Source organism: Pseudomonas moraviensis, from assembly GCF_900105805.1.
Taxonomy (GTDB): domain Bacteria; phylum Pseudomonadota; class Gammaproteobacteria; order Pseudomonadales; family Pseudomonadaceae; genus Aquipseudomonas; species Aquipseudomonas moraviensis_A.
In genome coordinates this window covers 4166619-4191871 of sequence record NZ_LT629788.1, presented here as the reverse complement: position 1 = coordinate 4191871, position 25253 = coordinate 4166619, and the positions used below count along the sequence as shown (strand labels likewise).

Below are 25253 nucleotides of genomic sequence, written 5' to 3'. Positions count from 1 at the left end.
GGTGACTGGGCGAAATACGCCGACCTGGAATACCGAGCCGAACTCAGGTGTTGAACAACACACAAATCGGCTCCCTCTCCCTCGGGAGAGGGCTGGGGTGAGGGGCCCCGATCTCGAACCCACCACACGACTCAGCACCAAATGAAAAAGGCGCCCTGCAACAGGCGCCTTTTTCACGGCCGGAATATCGCTATCCCTGTGACGAGGGAATCTTATCCCCCGATCGACTGCGTACGGTCGTCGTCAGTTCTGTGCCTGCCCGCCACCAAGCCTCATTCACCACCACGTGAACGTTCGGTCAAAGTCAGCTTAGAACTTATAGCCCAAACCAACCATGTAGATGAATGGATCGACGTCCACATTCACCCGTGCACGGGTGCCGGGTGCGACGGCATTGTTCTCGACGGTCGCGCGGGTGTCGATATCGATGTAGCGCACCTGGGCGTTGAGCATGATGTTGTCGGTGATCATGTAGTCGGCGCCGACCTGCCAGGCCAGGCCCCAGGAATTTTTCGCCTTGAAGTTGCTGAAGCCGTTGGCGCTGGCTTCGCTGCCGACGTGTTCGTCGTAGATCCAGGTGTAGTTGATGCCGCCGCCGACATAAGGCTGGAACGGCGATTTCGAATCCAGCGGGTAGTAGACGACGCTAAGGGTCGGCGGCAGGTGTTTCAGGGTGCCGAGCTTGCCATTGGCAGCGGGCAATGCGGTGCCCTTGAGCTTGACGTCATGCTCGAACGGCGTCGCCGCGAGCAGCTCGATACCAATGTTGTTGGTGAGCATGTAGGCGAAGTTCAGACCCAGTTGGGTGTCGCTGCTCATGGTCGCCTTGCCGCCCAGGTTGGTGCCGCTCAGCGGACCCTGATCGACCTTGACGCTGGAGCTGTCGGCCTTCGGGTTGACGGTGATCGCGCCGGCGCGCACGAGAATGTCACCGGCTTCGTGGGCGTGGGCGAGCGGGGCTGCGAGCGCAAGGGCAAACAGCGAGGCGCTGAGCAAGGACTTGTTCATGGGGGCTCCGAAAGACATGAAAAATGTTCGATGTCCTAGGGTACGAAGCCGTCTGATACGGTGTTTTGACTCAGCTCAATGAAACCGTCATACCCCCAAAAAGATCGCAGCCTTCGGCAGCTCCCACAGTTGAAATGCGATCCCATGTAGGAGCTGCCGAAGGCTGCGATCTTTTGATCTTGAAATCTACCGGAGTCTACTCCGGCAGCTCATACGCATAAATCTTCTCCGCCTCCATCTGATACCCGGCATCGGCCAGCTCACTGCTCGACGCTTTCACCTGTAACGGTCCTTCAACCCAGTACGGCTGATACAGCTCATCGAGCTTCACCCCCAGTTCGCTTTTCACATGGACGATCTGGTTCGACGGCGGCGGCGGTACGTGGATGCAGGCGCCGAAATACGGCACCAGCAAGAAGTCCGTGGTGCGCCCCTCCTCGCTGACTTCCAGCGGCACGATGTAACCTGGCAGGCGAATGTTCTGCCCGTCGAGGCTCTTCACCACCGGTGCGTTCGGCATGTCCTGCTTGGCCGCCGGCGCGGATTCGGCGGAGAGTGCGTCGCCCATCTTCGACAGGTCATGCAACGGCGTCATGTTCGGCACTTCCGGCGCAGCGTCCGAAGGGATCATTTCCGACCAGGTCAGGTCTTTCGGCGCCGCGGCCCACACGGGCAGGGCGACCAGCATCAGCAGCGCAAGCAGGGCGCGGGGCATGGTGAACATCCTCATAAACGGATCGACAGGCCATCGGCCAGGGATTGGCGATACGCGCGCCAGGCCGGCACGCTGCCCATCAGCAGCGCGGCCGCCAGAATGCCACCGAGCAGCGTCCATTCATACTCGCTCGGCCACGCCAGTGGCAGGTACAAGCCGTAGTTGGCCTGCACGTAACCTTGCGCAGCGGCGATGCCGATGTACAACAACGCCAGCCCGGCGATCACCCCGGTCAGCGCCAACGCAAAGGCTTCCAGCACCAAAAGGCTTGCGATGTGCCACGGTCGCGCGCCTACCGAGCGCAGAATCGCCATCTCGCGGCGACGCTCATTGAGGCTGGTGAGAATCGCCGTGAGCATGCCGATCAATCCGGTCAGCACAACAAACAGCGAAACCACGAACAGGGCTTTTTCAGCGGTGCTCATCAGGCTCCACAATTCCTGCAAGGCCACGCCCGGCAGAATCGCCAGCATCGGTTCGCCGCGGTATTCGTTGATCTCGCGTTGCAAGGCAAAGGTGGAAATCTTGCTGTTGAGACCGAGCATGAACGCGGTGATCGCTTGCGGCGTCAGGTCCATGTTGCGTGCCTGGTCGGCGCTGATCCGCCCGTTGCCACGCGCCGGCACACCGTTGTGCCAGTCGATGTGAATCGCCTCCATGCCGCCGAGGCTGATATGCAGCGTGCGGTCTACCGGGGTGCCGGTGCGCTGGAGGATGCCGACCACGGTGAACGGTTTGTCGTCGTGCTTGACCAGGCTGATCGCCGCCACGCCGTGGGCCAGTACCAGTTTGTCGCCGAGCTTGTAATGCAGCGCTTCGGCGACTTCGGCGCCGAGCACCACTTCGAAAGGATCATTGGCAAACGCACGTCCGTCTGCCAGCGCCAGATGTTGCTGGCGCCCGTACTGGTAGTGCTCGAAATAGGCTTCGGTGGTGCCCATCACACGATAGCCGCGATGGGAATCGCCGAGGGACATGGGGATCGCCCACTTCACTTTCGGGTTGCTGGCGAAATGTTCGAAGCTGTCCCAACGAATGTTGTTGGTCGCATTGCCGATGCGAAACACCGAATACAACAGCAGATTGACCGAGCCGGAGCGGGCGCCGACGATCAGGTCAGTGCCGCTGATGGTGCTGGCGAAACTGGCTTTGGCTTCGGTGCGTACGCGCTCGACGGCGAGCAGCAGGCACACCGAAAGAGCAATGGCGAAAGCGGTGAGCAGGGCAGTGAAACGGCGGTTGGCCAGGCTGGCCATAGCCAGACGAAACAGATACATCTCAGACCTCGGCAGACGTGGCGGCGCGGTTAAGCTCGGCCAGGGACAGGTGACGGTCGAACAGCGGCGCCAGGCTCTGGTCGTGGCTGACGAACAACAGACTCGATCCCGCCTCGCGGCATTCGGCGAACAGCAGGCGAATGAAGTTCTCGCGGGCGTCGTAATCCAGCGCCGAGGTCGGTTCGTCGGCGATCACCAGTTCCGGTTGGCCAATCAATGCGCGGGCGGCAGCGACCCGTTGTTGCTGGCCGATGGACAATGAATCGGCGCGGCGACTGAGCAGGCTTTGGTCTTTCAGACCCAAGTGGGCAAGCAACGTGGCGGCGGCTTGATCGACGCTGCCGTGGCGCTGTTTCGCTCGTTGCGCGCGCAGTTTCGAGAAGTGACACGGCAACTCGACGTTCTCGCGCACCGAGAGAAACGGCAGCAGATTGAATTGCTGGAAAATGTAGCCAGTGTGATCGACACGGAACGTATCGCGCTTGCCGGCGGAGAGTTCGGTCAGCTCCTGGCCGAGCAGGCGAATGCTGCCGCGATTGGGCTTCTGCACCCCGCCAAGCAGGCCGAGCAGGGTGGTCTTGCCGCTGCCGCTGGGGCCTTTGAGAAACAGGGTTTCGCCGGCTTCCAGACGAAACGCCGGGATGTCCAGCAGCGTCGGGTGACCGGGCCAGTTGAAGCCCAGGTCGGAAAGTTCGATGAGTGCTTGGGTCATTTGAAACCGATCGGGTAGTTGCGTGGCCACTGTGTAGGAGCGAGCCTGCTCGCGATGGCGGTGGGTCAGTCAGCATAGATGCTGAATGTGCTGGCCTCATCGCGAGCAGGCTCACTCCTACAGGGGGTCTCTACAATATTCAGAATTTCAGCGCAGCCGATTTCGCCGTCACTTCCGTGCCTTGCTGGCCGCTGGCGCTGATCAGTTGTACCTGAATCTTCTGCGTAGCCGGGAAGGTCTTGAAGACGTTCGCCAGATCCAGCGTATTCAGCGCCCCCGGTGTGGCGCAGTTGAACTGGTAATGCGCATGGATTTCGCTGTGGTCGTGGTGATGCTCGTGACCGTCCTTGTCCGCTTCATCTTCGTCGTGATCGTCAGCGTCCGGCTTGTCGCCGAACAGCGGGCTTTCCAGTTCCTGGCTGACCACTTTGCAACCGGCCGCAGCGGGCAGACTGAACAGCGCCAATGGTTTTTCCAGCTGCGCACGAGCGGCAGCGACTTTGGCCTTGTCCGCGTCCGACGTGGCCGCATGTTCGAAACCGACCAGGTTCATCGCCGGGCTTTCCAGTTCCAGCTCCAGGGTCTGACCGTCGAGCGCGGCGTTCAGGCGACCCACACCATGCTCATGCGCGCCGAGGCTGCCGTGCTCATGGTCGTGATCGTGCTCATCAACCGCATGGGCAGCGGCCAGCGGCAACAGGGCAAACGGCAAAGCGAGCAGCAAACGACGCATGGCGGACTCCAAAAAATGAAAAATTTGTTATGTAATCTTATAACGAAAGTGCGCAGAGTGTGCCCGTGCGCTTGGGATTGCGCAAGACTTGGCTAGGCACCGCCCGGGATGAGTTCGCGGGCGGTGCTGGGATTGGATGTCATGCTTGCAGAATCAGAAGCCTGCGCCGGGATAGTCGAACCAATAGTGTCCCGAAAGAACATCGTTGATCAGATTTGCGTCGAGCACGCTCGGGGCATCGCGACTGAAACGCTGTCGCCAAGCCGGAAGCCACCAGTAGTTGATGGCTGTTCCGCGCGGAAATACCACCAGAGTCAGCACCTCCTTATCCATTTTGCCCTGCGTGTAGAGTTGATGACTGCGATCCATCAGGGCCATGTACTGGTCGATTGGCAGTCTGAACATCAGTGCTAGGGTGAAGATTTTTTCACTCTGACTGAACGCCGGACTCTGCAGTACCCGCAATGCTTCGCAAGTGTGTGAATTCGGTTGACTCGCTATGCTCTGGCCTTCGGGGGTTGAAAGTATGTCGAAACGATCATCCATGTTTCGCCAGTCGGTCCGGCTATTGCGCTCAAAGTAATCACGAATAACAAGGGTCAGTGGACCTGCAGTTTCCCCGTCAGCGGGACAAGCCGAAAGATCGGCAGGCAACCAGATGCGCCATGCCACAATGAGCAAAAACGGAATTATGAGGAGGAGCGAATAAGGGCGTTTCATTGTGGCGTGCTGTGTTTGTAGCGTCGGAAAATAGTGAAGTCATGGTCGCTGGGATTTGCATTACCGGTCGCATGGCGAAAACCTGCGTCGTTAACTTCAACTTTTTCCCACCCTGCAGAAATGCATACGCCCTTCGTTAGAACGAAGCCGACATGGCCGCTGGCGTCGGAATAATTCATTGCGTAAGCGCCGACGTCCCCGGGCAACGGCGTGCGCTCGACTTTCCAGCTGTTGAGCAATCGTTGTCCATTCGCCCATTCACCCGCGAGCGGAGGGCTAACCTTGGAGAAATATGGCAGGTATTTCGATTTGCCATGTTCAATCAACGCCACGTTGACCCCAATTGCGGTCAGCACGTCGTAGACGAACAGATTGCATTTATTTGTGTTTGGTGGAAATTCCACGCTCTGCCTGAGAGTAGGGTGTGGTAGCGACTTTTTGCTTTTATTCCCTGCCCATTGTGTTGATCCCCGGTGTGACAGCGCCTCCATCAGTATCCTGCGCGGCATGTCCTGAATGACGACTTTCACCGTTCGGGTTTCATTGGTACGTTTCACACCATATTCGACTTCGTAGAACGCGTCGTTCGAGACAGCGCCGCTGGTCGTAAGCGGGACTTTTACCCACGGTGATATCGCTACGATCGAAAGAGACTTCCCTGGATTCAACGTCGCAGTGTGCATACCTTTTTTTGTACCGGAGTTCCCCACAATCTGAACCGTCACTTCGTGGGTGTCTCGGGTCTTGATCGACGATAGTTCCTTGCCCGCGAGCGTTATAGCGATCTGGCCGTTTTTGGACATTAATGAATACATGCGAGGCCTGTCATCGTTTTGAACGATGTTGTCATCTACGACTTGACCGTCAATAAGCAGCTGAAATTTTACGCCTGGCGGTGGCTGCATCAGAAAGTCTTTAAAGATGAGTTTGATTTCCGATTTCATGACAAATCCTGTGTCAGGGGCTCTTCATAGGCATAGAAAGTCCATTCGGAATCTTCCCCTACCAACAGGGTGTCGTAATCCGAAGCGTTTTTTACCGGGTGTTCGCAGCCTTCGCCTGTGAGGTTGCAAGTGCTGTCTTGTAAAACGGCAACCTTCGCCTTGTCCTTGAGTTTGTAAGCCAAACCTGGCTTTTCCGTGTCATCGAGGCGTTCGATGATGACCTGCAAGTAGCGATAAGAGGTCAGGGCAGCAATCGGTGGCCCCATGTCAATTGGAGCGGGCCGGCCAATTCCTGCAAAACCACTGTGTTGCTGAGTGAGCAGCTTATTTGTCATGGGCGGACAACCGCAGGCGACGTAGTCACCCTCTAGCGCAGCTGGTCCGGCAGGTAAAATCAGCGTTCTTTCACCCACTGCTACGATGGGGCCTTTGCCAGGCCCACAAACCGGACAACTGGCGAGTTATCCAATGGAAGCGATTATTCTTCCTTCGATATTGAGGTTCTCATTTCCTTCAAGTATCACGCCACCTGTAGAGGTCGGGCCTCCTTTAGAGGCCAGTTTTCGTCCTGAAGACATTGGGAATCCTTCCCGCAAAAAGAGATTAATTTAGCCGATTAACCGGGAATTACCAGATGTGTTTGGCGCCCTTTACTTGGCGTTGCACAAGTCCCGTGGGAGCATGCAGGTCAGAAAAATGCAGGAGCGAACTCGATGTTGCGGATACGCGGAACGGTCGGCGAGGTGCCGGTGGATTTGACGGTGGAGCTGGATGACAGCGATTGGGCGAGGCTCGGTTCGGCGCTGAGCGGGCAGGCGCCGGTTGCGCAGTCTGAGGCAGTGACGTCGGCCCCGGCGGCGAAGCCGGTGAGTCAGGACGATGCGCTGTGGCAGGTGGCCAGAGACTTGCTGCGCAAGGCTGGGCAACTGAGTGGACCGGATCTGCTCGATCAGTTGGAGGCGCTGACCGGCAGTGCGGCGGCGGGCAAGCGTTTGCTGGTGCGTTTGCGCCACAGTACCGATGTGAAGGTGGCGAGCGGCGGGGATACGCCGCTCTATAGCTGGATCGAGTGAACCGCTAAAGATCGCAGCCTTCGGCAGCTCCTATAGAATCAGCGTTCCTCCGCAAAAACCGCGGTGAACACGATCCGATGTAGGAGCTGCGGCACGCTGCGATCTTTTGCTCTCAATAAAGCGCAGCAAACATCTTGCGGCGATACACCGTCACCAACGGGTGATCATTGCCCAGCAGCTCGAACACCTGCAGCAAGGTCTTGTGCGGCAAGCCTTCGCCATAGTTGCGGTTGCGGATGAACAGTTTGAGCAGGGCGTCCAGCGCCGCTTCGTATTGCTGGCGTGCCAGTTGCTGGATCGCCAGTTGATACACCGCTTCATCGTCCTGCGGATTTTGCGCCAGGCGGCTCTTCAGGTCGGCGGCGTCCGGCAGGTCCCGGGCGAGGCCGAGGAACTGGATCTGCGCCTTGGCCCCGGCCAGTGCGGCTTTGTGCTCATCGCTCTTGACCGCGTCGAGCACAGTTTGCGCTTCGCCCAGCTCACCGCGTTCGGTCAGGCAGCGTGCGTAGAGGATCAGCGCCCTGGCGTTGGTATTGTCTTCATTGAGCAGGGCGACCAGAGCCGCTTCGGCCTCGGCGAAACGGCCGTCGTCGAACATCGCCTGAGCCTGTTCGAACGGGTCGGCAGCAGCCGGTGGCGGCATTTGCACATGCGGTTCGAGCAGGGCGCGCACGGCAGATTCCGGTTGAGCGCCGGCAAAGCCATCGACCGGCTGACCGTCCTTGAACAGCACCACGGTCGGCAGGCTGCGAATGCCGAAGCGGGCGACGATGTCCTGCTCGATGTCGCAATTGACCTTGGCCAGCAGCAGCTCGCCCTGATAGCTCTCGGCAATGCCTTGCAGCATCGGCATCAACGCCTTGCACGGCGCACACCATTCGGCCCAGAAATCCACCAGCACCGGCTTGTTGAAGGAGGCTTCGATCACCGACTGGTCGAAATCGGCAGTCGTGGCGTCGAAGATGTACGGCGTTTGCTGACTCATGGGGGATCTCTCTAAGCGTCAATGAACGCACTATAAGGGGTGGCGCAAAAGATCGCAGCCTTCGGCAGCTCCTACATGGGAACGCTATCCAGAGTAGATACCGTCTTGAGCCTTACCGGGCAAGCGCAAGTTTCGGGTCATATGGCAGTCCTGACTTGAGCACTCCGTAAACGAAGTGCAGCAGCTTGCGCATTGCTGCGCAGATGATCTGCTTGGGAGCCTTGCCGTTGGCTTCCAGGCGTTCTTTCATCGCCTTGATCGCCTTATTGTGTTTCAGCGCCACCATGCCAGGCATGTAGAGGCCTGCACGCAGCCGTGCTGACCCTACTCTTGAGATCAGGGTATGACCTTTGAGCTTTCCTGATTCCTGCAGCTTTGGATTGAGCCCCGCAGCAGCGACCAGTTGGCGAGGGTCACTGTATTTGCGCAAGTCACCCAGTTCGGCCAGCAATCGTTCAAGCGTTTTTTGTCCGATGCCGTCGATGGTTACGATCAGATTCCGCATCTGACGCATATCCGGGTCGTCATCGATGTGTTTTTTGATCGCCTTATGCGTTTCCACGATCTCTTTTTCGATATGGCGCAGAACAGAGTTGATCGAGTCTTTGACCTTTTCGTCGGAAACGTCCAGACGATTAAGCTCCATTTGTTCCATTTCCTGAAGGTCATCCAGGCGGCGCACCATTGCTTTCAACTGGCGGTATTTCAGCGGCTCAGGCGCCCATGGGTGAAGTTTTTGATCCTTTTCCCGGGCAAAGTCAGCGATCAGTTTGGCATCACTTTTATCAGTCTTGATGCGGCGCAGTTCGCTGTCAGCGTACGCTTTGGTCGTAGCCGGGTTCACGACGCAGACCCGGAAGCCTTTGTTGTAAACGAACTCCGCGAGCTCCAAGTGGTAGACGCTCGTGGCTTCCATCACGATCAGGGCCGAACGCTCGGCGTTTTTTTCTAGCCACGCCTCAAACTCTTTAAAGCCCTTTGGGTCGTTGGCCAGCTTGGCCTTGGTTTTGTGCTTGCCATTGGGCAGGTGTGTAGCGATATCAAAGGTGTTCTTTGCGATGTCGACGCCAACGAAACCAGACATGATCGTTTCTCCACTTGTTCCCTGTTGCGATCATCACTTCACTCTGTCCAACCTTGCGAATGCGGGCTCTCGCCGGAGGCGGGCCCAAGATACCGTGCGAACTGTACGAGTGAGTGTGGAGGGCTGGAGCACGATCTACGTCACAGGCAAAAAGCCTAAGGAGCTGCGCGGCTTCCAAGTCCCTCCCTCGATGATCAGTCGAGAACTATCGCTCCTGGCGGAGCGTTAGTCGAGATACAAGGAGCTGCCGAAGGCTGCGATCTTTTGGCGGCGTCAGTCACGCCGCGCATGGTAGAGGCTGACATGTCGGAATTCTTCCGGCTCCGCCAGATCCGGCAAGGTCATCGCCTCGAGCATTTCAATCCGCTCATACAGCGGATGACGAAAATCGCGCACCCGCGAATCCGCCACCAGCGCCTCGCGCCCGCGACTGAGAAACGCATCGAGCAGCGGCAGATTGGCCCGGTCGTACAACACGTCGGCGACCAGTATCAGATCGAAGCGATCGGCTTCGGCAAAGAAATCCGTCGAGTAGCTCATCTGCACAGCATTGAGCTCGGCATTCGCCCGGCACGCGGCGATCGCCAACGGATCGAGATCGCAGGCCACCACTTCCAGCGCGCCGGCCTTCACCGCCGCGATCCCGGCAATCCCGGAACCGGCGCCGAAATCCAGCACGCGTTTGCCGCCCACCCACTCTGGAAACTGCGCCAGATAACGCGCCACGGCCAAGCCGCTGGCCCAGCAAAAACTCCAATAGGGCGGTTCATGCAGGATGCGCTGGGTTTCTTCCTGGCTGAACTCGCGGGCCATGTTATCGCCGTCGATCAGCCACAGATGCAAATCGGTGCCGGGCAACGCGCAGGCTTTCAGTCTGGCGTCGCCGAGCAATTCGCCCAAGGCATGTTGCAGGTCGAGCGGTGCCTTCATGGCGCTTTGACGAATTGCAGCTGGCCCAACGCCTGAGTGGTCGGTTGGGTGATGGTCTGCGACGGCAGGTGCAGAATCAGTTGCCCGGACTGGCTGGCGCGACCGCGCAGTTCAACCCGTGCGCCGGGCGGAAACGCCTCAGGGTTGAAGCGCAGGTGAAACGGCAGGATCTGGTTATTGCCGATCAGGCTGGAACTGGCGAGCAGTTGCTGCGGGCGGTCCTTTTCGTCGATCACCAGCAGCGCCAGTTCGACTTCGGCGCCGGCCGGCACGCCTTGCAGGGTGCCGCTCAGTTCGCGCTGATGCGCCGGCAGCGGGCCGAGTTCGGCGGCTTCCTTGGCTTTTTTCTGCGCCTGCTGCGGCGCAGGGCCTGGCGTCGGCGGTTGCGGCTTGGGTGCGTCGCTGCCACAGGCCACCAGCAGGCTGAAAAGACTGAGCAAAACGAGCGGACGTAACGGCATTGGAGACTCCGGCAGAATGAATTCCATGGATCAGACGATCATGCCGTTCTGTATACCGCAAAGCCTATGGCTTGTCTTGCCACGGGGATGCGCTACCATGGCCCTCCCATTTTTTGTTGCCAGCCACCATGCACTGTCCCTTCTGCGGTGCCAACGACACCAAGGTCATCGACTCGCGTCTGGTCGCCGAGGGCGAACAGGTGCGCCGCCGGCGTGAATGCCTGGCCTGCGGCGAACGTTTCACGACGTTCGAGACGGCCGAACTGGTGTTGCCGCGCCTGATCAAAACCGATGGCAGCCGCCAACCATTCGACGAAGAAAAGCTCCGCGCCGGCATGCAGCGCGCGCTGGAGAAACGTCCGGTCAGCGTCGAGCGCCTCGAATCCTCTCTGGTCCACATCAAGCACAAGTTGCGCGCCACCGGCGAGCGCGAGGTCAAATCCCTCGTGGTCGGCGAACTGGTGATGGCCGAACTGCAAAAACTCGATGAGGTCGCGTATATCCGTTTTGCCTCGGTGTACCGGCGCTTTCAGGACCTCAATGAATTCCGCGAAGAGATCGACCGCCTCGCCCGCGAACCGGTGAAAGAATGACCACCGCCGCCGAGCAGGCGATCCTCGACGCGCATTTCATGGCGCGCGCGCTGGAACTGGCGCGCAAGGGCCACTACACCACTCATCCCAATCCACGGGTCGGTTGCGTGCTGGTGCGTGACGGGCAGATTGTCGGCGAAGGCTGGCATGAGCGCGCAGGCGAACCCCATGCCGAAGTCCACGCCCTGCGCGCCGCGGGCGAGCAGTCCCGCGGCGCGACGGCGTACGTGACTCTCGAACCCTGCAGCCACCACGGGCGCACGCCGCCGTGCGCCGATGCCTTGGTGACCGCCGGCGTTGCCCGGGTCGTGGCGGCGATGCGTGATCCCAATCCACAGGTCGCCGGACGCGGTTTGCAGCGCTTGGCCGAGGCCGGTATCGCCACGCAAAGTGGTGTGCTGGAAGCGGAAGCGCGCAAGCTCAATCAAGGTTTTCTGAAACGCATGGAACACGGCTTGCCGTTCGTGCGGGTCAAGTTGGCCATGAGCCTCGACGGTCGCACAGCGATGGAAAGCGGCGAGAGCCAGTGGATCACCGGCCCGGCGGCGCGTTCTGCGGTGCAGCGTTTGCGTGCAGAAGCGGCGGTGGTGCTGACTGGCGCCGACACGGTGCTGGCCGATGGCGCACGGCTGACCGTGCGCGCTGACGAACTCGGTCTCGACAGCGAACAAACTGCGCTGGCCATGAGTCGTCCGCCGCTGCGCGTGCTCATTGACGGCCGCCTGCGGGTGCCGCTGGATGCGCCGTTTTTCAAGGCCGGGCCGGCGCTGGTCGCCACCTGTGTTGCGGTCGAAGAGCAATACGCCAACGGCCCGGAATGCCTGATCGTGCCGGGTGAAGACGGCCAGGTCGATCTGCATCGGTTGCTCATCGAACTGGCCAATCGTGGCACCAACGAGGTGCTGGTCGAGGCTGGTCCGCGTCTGGCCGGCGCCTTTGCGCAACTCGGTCTGGTCGACGAATTCGTGATCTTCATCGCCGGCAAGTTTCTCGGCTCCACGGCGCGTCCGTTGCTCGACTGGCCGCTGGCGCAGATGAAGGACGCGCCGGAGCTGAAAATCAGTGAAATCCGCGCGGTGGGCGATGACTGGCGAGTCACTGCGATCCCTGTCCCTTCAGCCCGCGTATAATTCCCGGCCATCGCGTTAGCGCTGGCCCCCGTTCTCAAGGAGAACCCCATGTTCACCGGCATCATCGAATCCATCGGCAGTATCCGCGCACTGACCCCAAAGGGTGGTGATGTGCGGGTGCACGTCGCAACCGGCAAGCTCGACCTGAGCGACGTCAAACTGGGCGACAGCATCGCGGTCAACGGCGTTTGCCTGACCGCCGTCGAGTTGCCCGGTGACGGCTTTGCCGCCGACGTCAGCCGCGAAACCCTCGATTGCACCGCCATGAATGACCTGAAAAGCGGCAGCCCGGTCAACCTGGAAAAAGCCCTGACCCCGACCACTCGCCTCGGTGGGCATCTGGTCAGCGGTCACGTCGATGGTGTCGGCGAAGTGGTCTCACGCAGCGACAATGCCCGCGCCGTGGAATTTCGCATCCGCGCGCCGAAGGAACTGGCCAAGTACATCGCCCATAAAGGCTCGATCACCGTCGACGGCACCAGCCTGACCGTGAACGAAGTCGATGGCGCCGAATTCATGCTGACGATCATTCCGCACACCTTGAGCGAAACCATCATGGCTGCGTACAAGCCGGGCCGCCGGGTGAACCTGGAAGTCGACCTGCTGGCGCGTTATCTGGAGCGTTTGCTGCTGGGCGACAAAGCCGCTGAGAAGACCGCCGGCAGCACCATCACCGAAAGCTTTCTGGCCCAAAACGGCTACCTCAAATAATTTAAAAGAAGGGGGTGCCTTGTGGCGCTCAATAGCATCGAAGAACTGGTTGAAGACATCCGCCAAGGCAAGATGGTCATCCTAATGGATGACGAAGACCGCGAGAACGAAGGCGATCTGATCATGGCCGCCGAATGCTGCCAGGCCGAACACATCAACTTCATGGCCAAGCACGCCCGTGGCCTGATCTGCATGCCGATGAGCCGCGAGCGTTGCGAATTGTTGAAGCTGCCGCTGATGGCGCCGCGCAACGGTTCCGGTTTCGGCACCAAGTTCACCGTATCCATCGAAGCCGCCGAGGGCGTGACCACCGGTATTTCCGCTGCGGATCGCGCGCGCACCGTGCAAGCGGCTGCCGCCAAAGACGCCAGGGCTGAAGACATCGTCAGCCCGGGCCACATTTTTCCGCTGATGGCCCAGGCCGGCGGCACCCTCGCGCGCGCCGGCCACACTGAAGCCGCTTGCGACCTGGCGCGCATGGCCGGTTTCGAGCCGAGCGGAGTGATCTGCGAAGTGATGAACGACGACGGCACCATGTCCCGTCGCGCTGAACTTGAAGCATTCGCCGCTGAACACAACATCAAGATCGGCACCATCGCCGACCTGATTCACTACCGGATGATCCACGAACGTACCGTTCAGCGGATTGCCGAGCAGCCGCTGGACAGCGAACTGGGCCAATTCAACCTGGTGACCTATCGTGATTCGGTGGAAGGCGACGTGCACATGGCCCTGACGCTGGGCACTGTCTGCGCCGAAGAGCCGACCCTGGTTCGCGTGCACAACATGGACCCGCTGCGCGACCTGTTGATGGTCAAGCAACCGGGCCGCTGGAGCCTGCGCGCCGCCATGGCTGCGGTCGCCGAGGCCGGCAGCGGTGTGGTGCTGTTGCTCGGTCACCCACTCGATGGCGACGTGTTGCTGGCGCATATCCGTGAAACCGGTGAGCAGGCAGCGCCGAAAAAACCGACCACCTACAGCATTGTCGGTGCCGGTTCGCAGATCCTGCGTGACCTCGGCGTGCGCAAAATGCGCTTGATGTCGGCACCGATGAAGTTCAATGCGATATCCGGTTTCGATCTGGAAGTTGTAGAATACGTGCCCTCCGAATAATGACCCGGTGAATTCGGCATTGTTGACGTAGATCGATTGTGGCGAGGGAGATTGCTCGCCACAGGTTCATCATCGAGCAGCAATGCGGTGTTTCCGGCCATGAAATCGCGGCTTATATCACTGAGGGATGCGTACGAGACGCGTCCCGGCTCTTTAAGAGAACTGACGAATGACCCTGAAGACCATCGAAGGTACCTTCATCGCCCCTAAAGGCCGCTACGCTCTGGTAGTGGGCCGTTTCAACAGCTTCGTGGTTGAAAGCCTGGTCAGCGGTGCCGTTGATGCCCTGGTTCGCCACGGCGTGAGCGAAGGCGACATCACCATCATCCGCGCACCGGGCGCCTTCGAAATCCCGCTGGTTGCGCAGAAAGTCGCCCAGAAAGGCGAGTTCGCAGCCATCATCGCCCTCGGCGCGGTCATTCGTGGCGGTACTCCGCACTTCGAATACGTGGCTGGCGAGTGCACCAAAGGCCTGGCCCAGGTCTCCATGGAGTTCGGCGTACCGGTCGCGTTTGGCGTACTGACCGTTGATTCCATCGAGCAAGCCATCGAGCGTTCCGGCACCAAGGCCGGTAACAAAGGTGCCGAAGCTGCCCTGTCCGCTCTGGAAATGGTCAGCCTGCTGGCGCAGTTGGAGGCCAAGTGATTAGCGACGAAAGCGATCGTTTCAACCCGCGCGATCCGAAACCTGCGGATGCCGGCAAGCCGTCGAAAAGCGCCAAGCGTCGCGAAGCCCGTCAGCTCGCGACTCAGGCGCTGTACCAATGGCACATGGCCAAGCAATCGCTGAACGAGATCGAAGCGCAGTTTCGCGTTGATAACGATTTCACCGATGTCGACGGTGCCTACTTCCGCGAAATCCTTCACGGGGTTCCGCAGTTCAAGACCGAAATCGACACCGCCCTGACGCCGTGCCTGGATCTGACGATCGAAGAGCTGGACCCGGTTGAACTGGCGGTTCTGCGCCTGTCGACCTGGGAGCTGCTCAAGCGTGTCGACGTGCCGTACCGCGTTGTGATCAACGAAGGTATCGAGCTGGCCAAAGTGTTCGGTTCGACCGACGGCCACAAGTTCGTCAACGGCGTGCTCGACAAGCTGGCCCCGCGCCTGCGTGAAGCTGAAGTGAAGGCGTTCAAGCGCTGATCGGCGCTTGAATACTTTTTCTCGGCCATGGGCGAGTTTGAGCTGATCCGCAATTTCTTCGCCGCCGCGCCTTGTGCGCAGGGCGGCGAGGGCGTTGCTTTGGGGGTCGGCGACGACTGCGCCTTGCTGGCAGTTCCCGCAGGGGAACAGCTGGCGGTTTCCACCGATACGCTGGTGGCCGGTGTGCATTTCGCCGACCCCTGCGATCCGTTTCTGCTCGGTCAGCGTTCGCTGGCCGTCGCGGTCAGCGATCTGGCCGCCATGGGTGCCGCGCCCGTTGCCTTTACTCTTGCCCTGACTTTACCGACGGTGACTGCCGATTGGCTGCAAGCCTACGCCCGTGGTTTGAACCAGATGGCGCAAGGCTGCGGCGTGGCACTGGTCGGCGGTGACACCACGCGCGGGCCTTTGAGCCTGACGGTCACCGTGTTCGGCCGCGTACCTGCAGGGCAGGCGTTGACCCGCAGCGGCGCGCAGTCCGGTGATCTGCTCTGTGTCGGTGGCGAACTGGGCAATGCGGCCGGCGCCTTGCCGCTGGTGCTGGGCCAGCGTGATGCCGCGCCCGAGGTCGGCCAGCCGCTGCTCGATCATTACTGGTCACCACAGCCGCAACTGGCGCTCGGTCAGGCTCTGCGCGGCAAGGCCACGGCGGCGCTGGACATCTCCGACGGCCTGCTCGCCGATTGCGGGCATATCGCGCTGGCCTCCGGGGTGCGACTTGAAATTGAACGCGAGCGCGTACCGTTGTCGGATGCTTTAGTCGCGTTTCTCGGTCAGCGCGGTGCCGAGCGCGCGGCATTGAGCGGGGGCGACGACTACGTGCTGGCCTTCACCTTGCCGTCCGCCGCGTTGCCGGCACTGCTGGGCGATGGCTGGCCGATCCATGTGATCGGGCGCGTGGCGTCGGGCCAGGGCGTGGTCCTGCTGGATCGTGACGGGCGCGACATCACTCCGCAAATCCGCGGCTACCAACACTTTCAGGAGACACCGTGACAGATCACCCGAAACAGGTCCCTGCCGAATTCGTGCCTCCTTCGGTCTGGCGCAATCCGTGGCATTTCCTCGCGTTCGGCTTCGGCTCCGGCACCTTGCCCAAGGCGCCGGGCACGTGGGGCTCGCTGGTGGCGCTGCCGTTCATTCCGTTGTGGCAGATGCTGCCCGACTGGGGTTACTGGCTGATGCTCGGCATCACCATGCTGTTCGGCTTCTGGCTGTGCGGCAAAGTCGCTGACGACCTGCGCGTGCATGACCACGAAGGCATCGTCTGGGACGAAATGGTCGGCATGTGGATCACCCTGTGGCTGGTGCCGGAAGGCTGGTACTGGTTGCTTGCGGGTTTTCTGGTATTCCGCTTCTTCGATATTCTCAAGCCGTGGCCGATCCGCTGGATCGACAAGCATGTGCATGGCGGCGTCGGCATCATGCTCGACGACGTGCTCGCCGGTGTCTTCGCCTGGCTGGCGATGCAAGGGCTGGTCTGGGTATTCGCCTGATTCGACTCACGTGAGGAAACAAGCAATGCTGCGACGCGGGTTGGCCCAGCTGGTTCTGGCTCTGCTGGGCACGTTCGCCCATGCGCACGCCGCCGCGCCTGTACCCGCGGTCATCCATCTGGCCAGCGAAGACTGGGAAGACTATACCGCCGCCGATGGCCATGGTCTGGCCTGGGACGTGCTGCGCAAAGTCTTCGAGCCGGCCGGGGTGAAGCTGGATATCCGCACGGTGCCGTACACCCGTTCGATCGGGCTGGTGCAGTTGAAGGAAGTCGACGCGCAGGTCGGCTCCTACCGCGACGAAGCCGAGCACGTGTTGTACCCGCAATGGAATTTCGACTCCGATCACGTTTACGCACTTGGCCTGGCCAGCAGTCCGCCACCGACTCAGGCAACCTTGGGCAAATACCGCCTGGCCTGGGTGCGCGGCTACCGCTACGACAACTACCTGCCGAACATCAAACGCTTCAACCAGATCGAACGGCGCACCGGCATTCTGCTGATGCTCAAGCAGGGGCGGGCCGACTACTACATCGACGCGCTGACCGAGATTCAGGCGGTCATGCGCGATGCGGCGGATCCGGCGCAGTACCGTTATTCGCATCTGGCTGAATTGCCGCTGTTTCTCGGTTTCGCCGATACCCCACAGGCCCGGACGTTGATGGCGCTGTATGACCGGCGCATGGCGGAGCTGGTGAAGAGCGGAGAGTTGAAGGCGATCTTCGCGAAGTGGCAGCAGCCATATCCGTTCAACCCGAACTGAAGCCCAACACAAACCCCCTGTAGGAGTGAGCCTGCTCGCGATAGCGGACTGACATTCAGCAATGATGTCGTCTGATCAACCGCTATCGCGAGCAGGCTCACTCCTACAAGGAACCGATGCAGGGCAGTCTGTCATCAAACTTTTTGATGGTTATGCCCGATAATTCAGCCTAAGCGTCCACAGGAACCTGCTGTTACAATGCCGGCCTGCGAATTTTCAGTCTTCTAGATCAGGAGCACATCGGTGCCTGTCGTCTTCGTCGCCGCTTCCAAGCTGCCAACGCCTTTTGCGCAATTCACCATGCACGGCTTTCTCGATGAGAGCACCGGGCGTGAGCACGTCGTGCTGAGCCTCGGTGAATTTGCCGATGGCGCCCCGGTACTTGGCCGCCTGCACTCCGAATGCCTGACCGGCGATGCCTTGTTCAGCCAGCGCTGCGACTGCGGCTCGCAACTGGAAGCCGCGTTGCAGGCGATCGCCCGCGAAGGCCGTGGCGTGCTGCTGTATCTGCGTCAGGAAGGCCGCGGCATCGGGCTGCTGAACAAGATTCGCGCCTACGAGTTGCAGGACGGCGGCGCCGACACCGTGGAAGCCAACGAGCGTCTGGGCTTTGCCGCCGATCAGCGTGATTACGCCATGTGTCTGCCGATGCTCGAGCATTTGGGCGTGAAATCCCTGCGTTTGATGACCAACAACCCGCGCAAGGTCAAAGCGCTGACCGACATGGGCATCGTCGTCGCCGAACGCGTGCCGCTGCACACCGGCCACAATCCGCACAACAAACTCTACCTGGCCACCAAGGCCAGCAAGCTCGACCACATGATGGGCAACGAGCATCAGGGCGAGGTCGACCGCGCGTGACTCGCGGCCAGGTGCGACGTCGGCTGTCGGTGGCCTGGTGGCAATACCTGGCGTTGGCCCTGTTGCCGCTGTTCGTGCTCAACGCGCTGTTTGGCGAAGGCCAGGGCCTGTTGCCAGTGTTGGCGATGCCCTTGTTCATCGCCGGCGTCGCCTCGATGTTTATCAGCCTGAAATATTTCGCTCGCTACAAACACGCGCTGATCGCCACGCAAAAAGCCCTCGATACTGCCGATGAACCCGCTGCGTGGATCGCCTTGGCGGCGCGTCGGCGCGCAGCGTTGCTGGTGGCATCTTTGCCGGCGTGGATCGGCGCCCTGGCGGTATTCGTCGGCCTCGAAGCCGTGCCGTTGATGCTGCTGGCGCTGTCCACCGCCGTGCTGTTCTACCTCTACCGAATCCCGCGTCAACTCGGTTGATGCGTCGCCTGTGGCTGGCGGTTCTGCTGCTCGCCCTGAGCAGCCCGGCGGTGGCCGGATTGCGGGTAGTCAGCCTCGCGCCGTCGCTGTCTGAAATTGTCGTTGAACTGGATTCCGCCGATCTGCTGGTCGGCGTGCTGGATGCGGGCGAGCGTCCGGCGGCGATTGCAGATGTTCCGTCTGTGGGCCGCTATGGCCAGCTCGACATGGAACGCTTGCTCAGTCTCAAACCGGATCTGCTCTTGCTCTGGCCCGGCAGCGTTGGCGCAGGGCAGCGCGATCAGCTCAAGCGCCTGAACATTCCCACCTTCATCGCCGAGCCGCATACGTTGACGCAACTCGCCGCGCAGATCGAAGCCATTGCCGAACAGCTCGGGCGTCCTGAACGTGGGGCGAAACGGGCGGCCGAATTGCGCGCGCAGCTGGAGGGTATGCGTCAGCGTTATCAGCGTGATGTACCGTTGCGTGTGTTCTATCAGGTCTGGGACAAGCCGCTGTACACCGTCGGGGGCGGGCAGATCATCAGCGATGCACTTGAAGTGTGCGGCGCACGCAATGTGTTCGCCGACTTGAATCTGCCGGCGCCGCAGGTGAGCATCGAGGCAGTGTTGCAGCGAGATCCCGAGGTGATTGTTGCCAGTGATCAGGCCCAGCTAGGGGCGTGGAAGGTCTGGCCGCAGGTGGCGGCGGTCAGGCAGGGGAGGCTGCTATTGGTCACTGATAAAGGCCTCGAGCGACCGAGCGGGCAGATGATCAGCGCCACCGCCAAGCTTTGCCAATTGATCGCGCCGGATCGGTAGATCGTATCGCCTGTATTCGCGTGCAGGCTCGCTCCCACACTGGACTTGCGGTGAAAACAAAAGGTGTGGCCGCACTCCGTCTACTGTGGGAGCGAGCCTGCTCGCGAAGAGGCCAGCCCGCCAATAAAAATCTCAGCTCAGAGTTCAGGGGTCCAGGTCACCCCGAACATCCACGCCCGACCTTCCTCGCGATAACCATACTGCGCGCCGTCATAGCTGTAATTCGCCCGGCTGTAACCCTTGTCCAGCAGGTTGTCGACCTTCAGATCCAGCTTGATCTCACGGTTCAACGCCCAACTGCTGCGCAGTCCGAATGTGCCGTAGCCACCCAGCGATTGGGTGTTGTTCAGATCATCGTAACTGCCGCTGACCAATTGCCAACTGGCGCCGAGCCCCAAACGATCAAACTGCCGATCCACATCCCAACTGGCCGTGCGCCGCGCCCTTCGCGCCAGTGTGTGGCCGGTATCGCGATCGCGCGGATCAATGATTGCCACGCCAAGATTGCTCTGCCAGCCGAACAGCTCATGCTTGAGCGCCGCTTCGAAGCCATTGATCCGCGCCGACGCAACGTTCTGTGGGCGTGAGTTGCTGCCGAGGATGATCGCGTCTTCCAGATCGGTGCGGTAAATCGAGGCTTCCAGCCGCGCGCTGTCGCTCAACTGGCTACGCCATTGCAGTTCGTAGCTTTTCGAGGTCTCCGGTTTCAGGTCGGGATTGCTGAAATTCGGGTAGTACAGGTCGTTGAAGGTCGGCGCGCGGAAACCTTCGCTGTAGCTCAGCAGCAGATCGTTATCCGAATTCAGGGGCAGGGTGAAGGTGCCGCTCCAGGTGTTCTGGGTACCGAACTGTTGGTTGTCGTCGTGGCGCAGGCCGATCTCGGTGGAGAAACTGTCCGCCTGATAACGATGCTGGATAAAGGCTGCGCGGTTCCAGCGGCTGTCCTCGTCAAACGCAGTGCTGCTGTTGATCCGGTCTTCGTACCAGTCACCACCGAGGATCAGGCTGTTGCGCGCGTCGAGCGTCAGGTCGTTCTGCCAGTTCACTGAGTCGCGATAGGTGTTGAACACCGTGCGCTCGTCACTGAGCTTGTCGAAAGTCTTCTCGCGGTTTTCGCTGTGGCCGAATTCGACGCGGGTTTTCCAGGTTTCGTTGACCCGCGCATCGACGTAACTGCTCACGCTGCTGACATTGAAGTCGCTGTAGGGCTGCTGTTGCACCGACTCGAACGTGTCCCTGTCGAAGCGACCGAACGGGTTGTCGAATTCGCCCTTGCCACGGTTATCCAGCAGGTTGGCGCCGACTTCGATGCCCTCGGCCAGCGCGTGGCTGAGGCTCAGGCTGAGGGATTTGTTGCGGTAAGCGTCATGGTCGCTGTCGCTTGGATACGAATCGTGGGTACGGTCGATCCCGGCAGTTTCGTCGAGGCTGGCACCGAGGTTGAAACGGGTTTTGTCGTCACCGCCGGACAAACCGAGGCTGCGCTGCCAAGTCTGCTGGCTGCCGAAGCCGAGGTGCAGGCGTGGCTGCAAGCCTTGCCCAGTGCCGCGCCGGGTGAAAATCTGGATCACCCCGCCAATTGCATCGCTGCCATAAATCACCGAGCGCGAGCCGCGCAGCACTTCGACGCGCTCGATCTGCTCGATGTTCAGGTGCTGCAGATTGCTGTCGCCGGAGGTCGAGTTGCCGATGCGCTGGCCATCGACCAGCACCAGGCTCTGCGCCGACTGCGTGCCGCGGATGTAGATCCCCGGCAGACTGCCGCGCCCGCCGGTCTGCGCCACTTGCACGCCGGGCACGCGACGCAGCAGATCCGGCACGTCGCTTGGTTGCAGGCGATCAATGTCTTCACGGGTGAACACGGTGTTGGCGGCGCTGCTGTCGTTGCGCGCCTCGACCTGACGATTGGCGCTGATCAGTGTGTCCGGCAGCTTCAGCGCCTGATCACGTTCGAAGGTGTCGGCGACAGCGCTGGCGCTGGGTAGCAGGAGAAAGGGCAGGGCGAGGCGCGAGAGGTTCATGGCAATCTATGGTCTTTGCAAAACCATGTAGGAGCTGCCGAAGGCTGCGATCTTTTGATTTTGCTTTTTAAAGGTTCCGGAGCTGCCGAAGAGCAAGATCAAAAGATCGCAGCCTTCGGCAGCTCCTACAAGGGATTGCGTCAGCTGTTGAGCAAGGCCAGTCGCTGGCGAATCGACGCTTCGATCCCGGCCTCATCCAGCCCGCACTCGGCGAGCATCTGCGCCGGTTTCGCATGCTCGACGTAGCTATCCGGCAAGCCCAGATGCAGCATCGACTTGAGGATGTTCTCGCGGGCGAGAAACTCGCTGACCGCGCCACCGGCGCCGCCCATGATCGCGTTCTCTTCGATGGTCACGATCAGTTCGTGGCTACCGGCGATCTCGCGCACAAGCCCTTCATCCAGCGGTTTGACGAAACGCATGTCGACCACGGTGGCGTCGAGCTTCTCGGCGACTTTCAAGGCTTCGCTCAGTTGCACACCGAACACCAGCATGGCGACTTTGCTGCCCTGGCGACGGACGATGCCCTTGCCGATTTCGATTGCTTCCAGATCTTTTTCGATCAATGCATTCGGGCCGCTGCCGCGTGGATAACGCACCGCCGCCGGGCCGTTGTAGAGGTGGCCGGTGGTGAGCATCTTGCGCAGTTCATTTTCATCGCTCGGGGTCATGATGAGCATGCCCGGGATGCAGCGCAGGTACGACAGGTCGAAGCTGCCGGCATGGGTCGGGCCGTCTTCGCCGACCAGACCGGCCCGGTCGATGGCGAACAGCACATCGAGGTTCTGCACCGCGACGTCGTGCACCAACTGGTCGTAACCGCGTTGCAGGAACGTCGAGTAGATTGCGACCACCGGTTTCGCGCCTTCGCAGGCCATGCCGGCGGCGAACGTCACCGCGTGTTGCTCGGCAATCGCCACGTCGAAATAACGCTCGGGGAAACGCTCGCTGAACGCCACCAGATCCGAGCCTTCCTTCATCGCCGGAGTGATGCCGACGAGGCGCGCGTCGGCCGCGGCCATGTCGCACAGCCACTCGCCGAACACCGCCGAATACTTCGGCCCGCTGGTGGCTTTTGGCGCGGCGGCCGGGGCGTCCAGTGGTTCGAGTTTGGTGATCGCGTGGTAACCGATCGGGTCGACTTCCGCCGGGGCGAAGCCTTTACCTTTCTTGGTGACGATGTGCAGGAATTGCGGGCCTTTGAGATCGCGCATGTTGCGCAGGGTGGCGATCAAGGTTGGCAGATCGTGGCCGTCGATCGGGCCGATGTAGTTCCAGCCCAGCTCTTCGAACAGGGTGCCGGGGACCAGCATGCCCTTGGCATATTCTTCGGTACGACGGGCGATTTCCCAGGCGCCGGGCAGGCGCGACAGGACTTTCTTGCTGCCCTCGCGCATGCTCGCGTAGGTGCGGCTGGAAAGGATCTTCGCCAGATAATTCGACAGCCCGCCGACGTTGCGCGAGATCGACATATCGTTGTCGTTGAGGATCACCAGCATGTTGGCGTTGACTTCCGGCGCATGGTTGAGCGCCTCGAACGCCATGCCGGCGGTCAGCGCACCGTCGCCGATCACGGCAATGGCCTTGCGATCGCTGTCCTGCAGGCGGGCGGCAATGGCCATGCCCAGCGCGGCGCTGATCGAGGTGCTGGAGTGGCCGACGCCAAAGGTGTCGTACTCGCTCTCGGAGCGACGCGGGAAAGCGGCGATGCCGTCTTTCTGACGCAGGCTGGCCATGCGCTCGCGGCGACCGGTGAGGATCTTGTGCGGATACGCCTGATGCCCGACGTCCCACAGCAGACGGTCGTCCGGAGTGTCGAAGACGTAATGCAGCGCGATGGTCAGCTCGATCACGCCCAGGCCGGCACCGAAATGCCCACCGGTCTGGCCGACCGTGTAGAGCAATTCCAGGCGCAACTCATCGGCCAGGGTTTCCAGCTCGGCTTCGCCTAACCGGCGCAGGCCGTCCGGCGTGTTCGCGCGGTCGAGCAGGGGCGTGGTCGGGCGCTTGCGGGGAATCTCATGAAACGTCGTGGGCATCAGGCGAATCGTTATAGGTATAAAAGATGCGGCAGTTTACCTGATGCATCGCCCCCTGCCCACGCGTTGGTATTTTTTGGCCGATACGCCGTCAGTTGCGTCGCTCGACGATATACCGGGCCAGCTCGCGCAACGGCTCGGCTGCCGCGTCAAACGGTCGCAGTGCCTGCAGGGCTTGGTCGCGCAGTTCCAAAGCGTAGGCCTTGGCAGCATCGAGGCCGAGCAGCGCAGGGTAGGTCGGCTTGTCCCGGGCAATGTCGGCGCCCTGGCGTTTGCCGAGGGTGGCGGTATCGCTTTCCACGTCGAGGATGTCGTCCTGCACCTGAAACGCCAAACCGATGGCCTGTGCATAAGTCTGCAAGGCCTGTAGCTGATCGGGCTGGGCGCGGCCGCTGGCCAGCGCGCCGAGCTTGACGCTGACTTCAATCAGCGCGCCGGTCTTGTGCCGGTGCATCTGTTCGAGGGCCTTCTGATCGAGTTTGAGACCGACCGAACCAAGATCGATGGCCTGGCCACCGACCATGCCCGCCGGACCGGCGGCCTGGGCCAGCGCGGTGACCATCTGCAGACGGATTTCGCTGCTGCAATCGCTCAGGCGCGGATCGAGCAGGGCGCTGAAGGCCAGGCTCTGCAGGCCGTCACCGGCGAGGATCGCGCAGGCTTCGTCGAATTTCTTGTGGGTGGTCGGCTGGCCGCGACGCAGATCGTCATCGTCCATGGCCGGCAGATCGTCATGCACCAGCGAGTAGGCATGGATCAACTCGACCGCACACGCCGCGCCGCTGGCCTGTTCGGCCTGACCACCGAGGGCTTCGCACGCGGCGTAAGCCAGCAACGGACGGACGCGTTTGCCACCGTTCATCACGCTGTAGCGCATCGCTTCGTAGAGCCGCGCCAGTTCCGGCAACGGCGCGTTGAACAGGGTCTCCAGCGCCGCATTGACCCGGGCCTGACTGCTCGCCGAATACGCCGCAATCATTCTGGCTCATCCGCGTCGAAGGGTTCCTCGGCGAGCTCGCCATCGCGCTCCAGCAGCACCTGCACTTTCTGCTCGGCCTGGGCCAGCGCCGCCTGGCAGTCCCGGGTCAGCCCGATGCCCTGCTCAAAAGCGGTCAGCGAGTCTTCCAGCGACAATTCACCGTTCTCCAGACGCTCGACCAGTGTTTGCAGGTCGGCGAGGGATTGTTCGAAATCCAGTGCAGCTTTTTTGCGGGCCATGGCGGCAATTTCCGGTAGACGTTAAACCGGCGCGACACTAGCAGATAGGGGGGGTATGGGCAAATGAGGGGGGCTGCGCAGACACCGCCAAGACCCGGATAGACGCTGTGGCGAGGGAGCTTGCTCCCGCTGGGTTGCGCAGCAACCCCAAAATCAGCCACCGCGATCAACAGGTGAACCGTGGTTGGCGGTCGGGGCCTGCTGCGCAGTCCAGCGGGAGCAAGCTCCCTCGCCACATGATTTTTGGTGACTCAGGACCATATAGGCTTGTTCGGCTCATTTTGTGAGCCGAATAACTTCGCTATTCGGC

The 25253-nt window shown here is 60.9% G+C and carries 29 protein-coding genes; 13 read left to right on the top strand and 16 right to left on the bottom strand.

Annotation, left to right across the window (positions count from 1 at the left end; all coding sequences use genetic code 11):
• Positions 1-309: 309 nt before the first annotated feature.
• From BLU71_RS18725 to BLU71_RS18690, 8 genes are all read right to left on the bottom strand, one after another.
• On the bottom strand, positions 310-1008 hold the full coding sequence (locus BLU71_RS18725) for an OmpW/AlkL family protein (RefSeq protein WP_042610632.1): 699 nt from the start codon (positions 1006-1008) through the stop codon (positions 310-312).
• A 196-nt stretch (positions 1009-1204) separates the two neighbouring features.
• Positions 1205-1723, bottom strand: a complete 519-nt coding sequence (locus BLU71_RS18720; protein ID WP_064364147.1) for a DUF3299 domain-containing protein — start codon at positions 1721-1723, stop codon at positions 1205-1207.
• Positions 1724-1734: 11 nt separating this feature from the next.
• The gene (locus BLU71_RS18715; protein WP_083353661.1) at positions 1735-3000 is read right to left on the bottom strand and encodes an ABC transporter permease; all 1266 of its coding nucleotides are present in this window, start codon (positions 2998-3000) and stop codon (positions 1735-1737) included.
• A gap of 1 nt (position 3001) precedes the next feature.
• Positions 3002-3712, bottom strand: a complete 711-nt coding sequence (locus BLU71_RS18710; RefSeq protein ID WP_042610630.1) for an ABC transporter ATP-binding protein — start codon at positions 3710-3712, stop codon at positions 3002-3004.
• Between the two features lie 139 nt (positions 3713-3851).
• Positions 3852-4445 (bottom strand): DUF2796 domain-containing protein, encoded by a 594-nt coding sequence (locus tag BLU71_RS18705; RefSeq protein ID WP_065615587.1) that lies wholly within the window; start codon positions 4443-4445, stop codon positions 3852-3854.
• 153 nt (positions 4446-4598) lie between these two features.
• Positions 4599-5165 carry a hypothetical protein gene (locus tag BLU71_RS18700; RefSeq protein WP_064364007.1) on the bottom strand — a complete coding sequence of 189 codons (567 nt, stop codon included), beginning with the start codon at positions 5163-5165 and terminating at the stop codon, positions 4599-4601.
• Positions 5162-6109 carry a CHAP domain-containing protein gene (locus tag BLU71_RS18695; RefSeq protein ID WP_083353660.1) on the bottom strand — a complete coding sequence of 316 codons (948 nt, stop codon included), beginning with the start codon at positions 6107-6109 and terminating at the stop codon, positions 5162-5164. The genes BLU71_RS18700 and BLU71_RS18695 overlap by 4 nt, the downstream gene beginning before the upstream one ends.
• Positions 6106-6444, bottom strand: a complete 339-nt coding sequence (locus tag BLU71_RS18690; protein ID WP_223259113.1) for a hypothetical protein — start codon at positions 6442-6444, stop codon at positions 6106-6108. Before BLU71_RS18690 ends, BLU71_RS18695 begins: the two co-directional genes overlap by 4 nt.
• 378 nt (positions 6445-6822) lie before the next feature.
• Between BLU71_RS18690 and BLU71_RS18680 the strand changes: the two genes are divergently transcribed.
• A complete protein-coding gene (locus tag BLU71_RS18680; RefSeq protein ID WP_083353659.1) occupies positions 6823-7182 on the top strand; it encodes a hypothetical protein in 360 nt (119 codons plus the stop codon).
• 112 nt (positions 7183-7294) lie between these two features.
• Here BLU71_RS18680 and trxA read toward each other — a convergent pair whose 3' ends face one another.
• The 4 genes from trxA to BLU71_RS18660 form a co-directional block, all read right to left on the bottom strand.
• On the bottom strand, positions 7295-8167 hold the full coding sequence (trxA, locus tag BLU71_RS18675; protein ID WP_042610625.1) for a thioredoxin: 873 nt from the start codon (positions 8165-8167) through the stop codon (positions 7295-7297).
• Between the two features lie 112 nt (positions 8168-8279).
• Entirely contained in the window at positions 8280-9251 is a 972-nt protein-coding gene (locus BLU71_RS18670; protein ID WP_083353292.1) for an IS110 family transposase, read from the bottom strand.
• 273 nt (positions 9252-9524) lie between these two features.
• Positions 9525-10181: a class I SAM-dependent methyltransferase gene (locus tag BLU71_RS18665; protein WP_083353658.1), complete on the bottom strand. Its 657-nt coding sequence runs from the start codon at positions 10179-10181 to the stop codon at positions 9525-9527.
• Entirely contained in the window at positions 10178-10642 is a 465-nt protein-coding gene (locus BLU71_RS18660; protein ID WP_083353657.1) for a YbaY family lipoprotein, read from the bottom strand. Before BLU71_RS18660 ends, BLU71_RS18665 begins: the two co-directional genes overlap by 4 nt.
• Positions 10643-10770: 128 nt before the next feature.
• Between BLU71_RS18660 and nrdR the strand changes: the two genes are divergently transcribed.
• From nrdR to BLU71_RS18600, 12 genes are all read left to right on the top strand, one after another.
• Positions 10771-11235 carry a transcriptional regulator NrdR gene (gene nrdR / locus BLU71_RS18655; RefSeq protein ID WP_003228656.1) on the top strand — a complete coding sequence of 155 codons (465 nt, stop codon included), beginning with the start codon at positions 10771-10773 and terminating at the stop codon, positions 11233-11235.
• On the top strand, positions 11232-12365 hold the full coding sequence (ribD, locus tag BLU71_RS18650) for a bifunctional diaminohydroxyphosphoribosylaminopyrimidine deaminase/5-amino-6-(5-phosphoribosylamino)uracil reductase RibD (RefSeq protein WP_083353656.1): 1134 nt from the start codon (positions 11232-11234) through the stop codon (positions 12363-12365). Before nrdR ends, ribD begins: the two co-directional genes overlap by 4 nt.
• 48 nt (positions 12366-12413) lie before the next feature.
• On the top strand, positions 12414-13076 hold the full coding sequence (locus BLU71_RS18645) for a riboflavin synthase (RefSeq protein ID WP_039761896.1): 663 nt from the start codon (positions 12414-12416) through the stop codon (positions 13074-13076).
• Between the two features lie 21 nt (positions 13077-13097).
• Complete coding sequence (ribBA, locus tag BLU71_RS18640) at positions 13098-14189, top strand: bifunctional 3,4-dihydroxy-2-butanone-4-phosphate synthase/GTP cyclohydrolase II (protein WP_064364013.1); 1092 nt, start codon at positions 13098-13100, stop codon at positions 14187-14189.
• Between the two features lie 169 nt (positions 14190-14358).
• Positions 14359-14835, top strand: coding sequence for a 6,7-dimethyl-8-ribityllumazine synthase (gene ribE, locus BLU71_RS18635; RefSeq protein WP_042610620.1), 477 nt, complete (start codon positions 14359-14361; stop codon positions 14833-14835).
• Positions 14832-15332, top strand: a complete 501-nt coding sequence (gene nusB / locus BLU71_RS18630) for a transcription antitermination factor NusB (protein WP_042610619.1) — start codon at positions 14832-14834, stop codon at positions 15330-15332. Before ribE ends, nusB begins: the two co-directional genes overlap by 4 nt.
• Positions 15333-15359: 27 nt before the next feature.
• Complete coding sequence (thiL, locus tag BLU71_RS18625) at positions 15360-16325, top strand: thiamine-phosphate kinase (protein ID WP_083353655.1); 966 nt, start codon at positions 15360-15362, stop codon at positions 16323-16325.
• Positions 16322-16825 carry a phosphatidylglycerophosphatase A gene (locus BLU71_RS18620; RefSeq protein ID WP_039761886.1) on the top strand — a complete coding sequence of 168 codons (504 nt, stop codon included), beginning with the start codon at positions 16322-16324 and terminating at the stop codon, positions 16823-16825. Before thiL ends, BLU71_RS18620 begins: the two co-directional genes overlap by 4 nt.
• Positions 16826-16850: 25 nt before the next feature.
• The gene (locus BLU71_RS18615; protein ID WP_083353654.1) at positions 16851-17588 is read left to right on the top strand and encodes a substrate-binding periplasmic protein; all 738 of its coding nucleotides are present in this window, start codon (positions 16851-16853) and stop codon (positions 17586-17588) included.
• Between the two features lie 243 nt (positions 17589-17831).
• Positions 17832-18449 carry a GTP cyclohydrolase II gene (gene ribA / locus BLU71_RS18610; protein ID WP_042610616.1) on the top strand — a complete coding sequence of 206 codons (618 nt, stop codon included), beginning with the start codon at positions 17832-17834 and terminating at the stop codon, positions 18447-18449.
• Positions 18446-18865 (top strand): MFS transporter, encoded by a 420-nt coding sequence (locus BLU71_RS18605; RefSeq protein WP_083353653.1) that lies wholly within the window; start codon positions 18446-18448, stop codon positions 18863-18865. The genes ribA and BLU71_RS18605 overlap by 4 nt, the downstream gene beginning before the upstream one ends.
• Positions 18865-19665, top strand: a complete 801-nt coding sequence (locus tag BLU71_RS18600) for a cobalamin-binding protein (RefSeq protein ID WP_083353652.1) — start codon at positions 18865-18867, stop codon at positions 19663-19665. Before BLU71_RS18605 ends, BLU71_RS18600 begins: the two co-directional genes overlap by 1 nt.
• Before the next feature lie 137 nt (positions 19666-19802).
• Here the strand turns inward: BLU71_RS18600 and BLU71_RS18595 are convergent, their stop codons facing one another.
• From BLU71_RS18595 to BLU71_RS18580, 4 genes are all read right to left on the bottom strand, one after another.
• Positions 19803-21686, bottom strand: coding sequence for a TonB-dependent receptor domain-containing protein (locus tag BLU71_RS18595; RefSeq protein ID WP_083353651.1), 1884 nt, complete (start codon positions 21684-21686; stop codon positions 19803-19805).
• Positions 21687-21826: 140 nt separating this feature from the next.
• Entirely contained in the window at positions 21827-23725 is a 1899-nt protein-coding gene (gene dxs, locus BLU71_RS18590) for a 1-deoxy-D-xylulose-5-phosphate synthase (RefSeq protein WP_083353650.1), read from the bottom strand.
• Between the two features lie 91 nt (positions 23726-23816).
• Entirely contained in the window at positions 23817-24704 is an 888-nt protein-coding gene (ispA, locus tag BLU71_RS18585) for a (2E,6E)-farnesyl diphosphate synthase (protein WP_064364018.1), read from the bottom strand.
• On the bottom strand, positions 24701-24943 hold the full coding sequence (locus tag BLU71_RS18580; RefSeq protein WP_016772991.1) for an exodeoxyribonuclease VII small subunit: 243 nt from the start codon (positions 24941-24943) through the stop codon (positions 24701-24703). Before BLU71_RS18580 ends, ispA begins: the two co-directional genes overlap by 4 nt.
• Positions 24944-25253 lie beyond the last annotated feature (310 nt).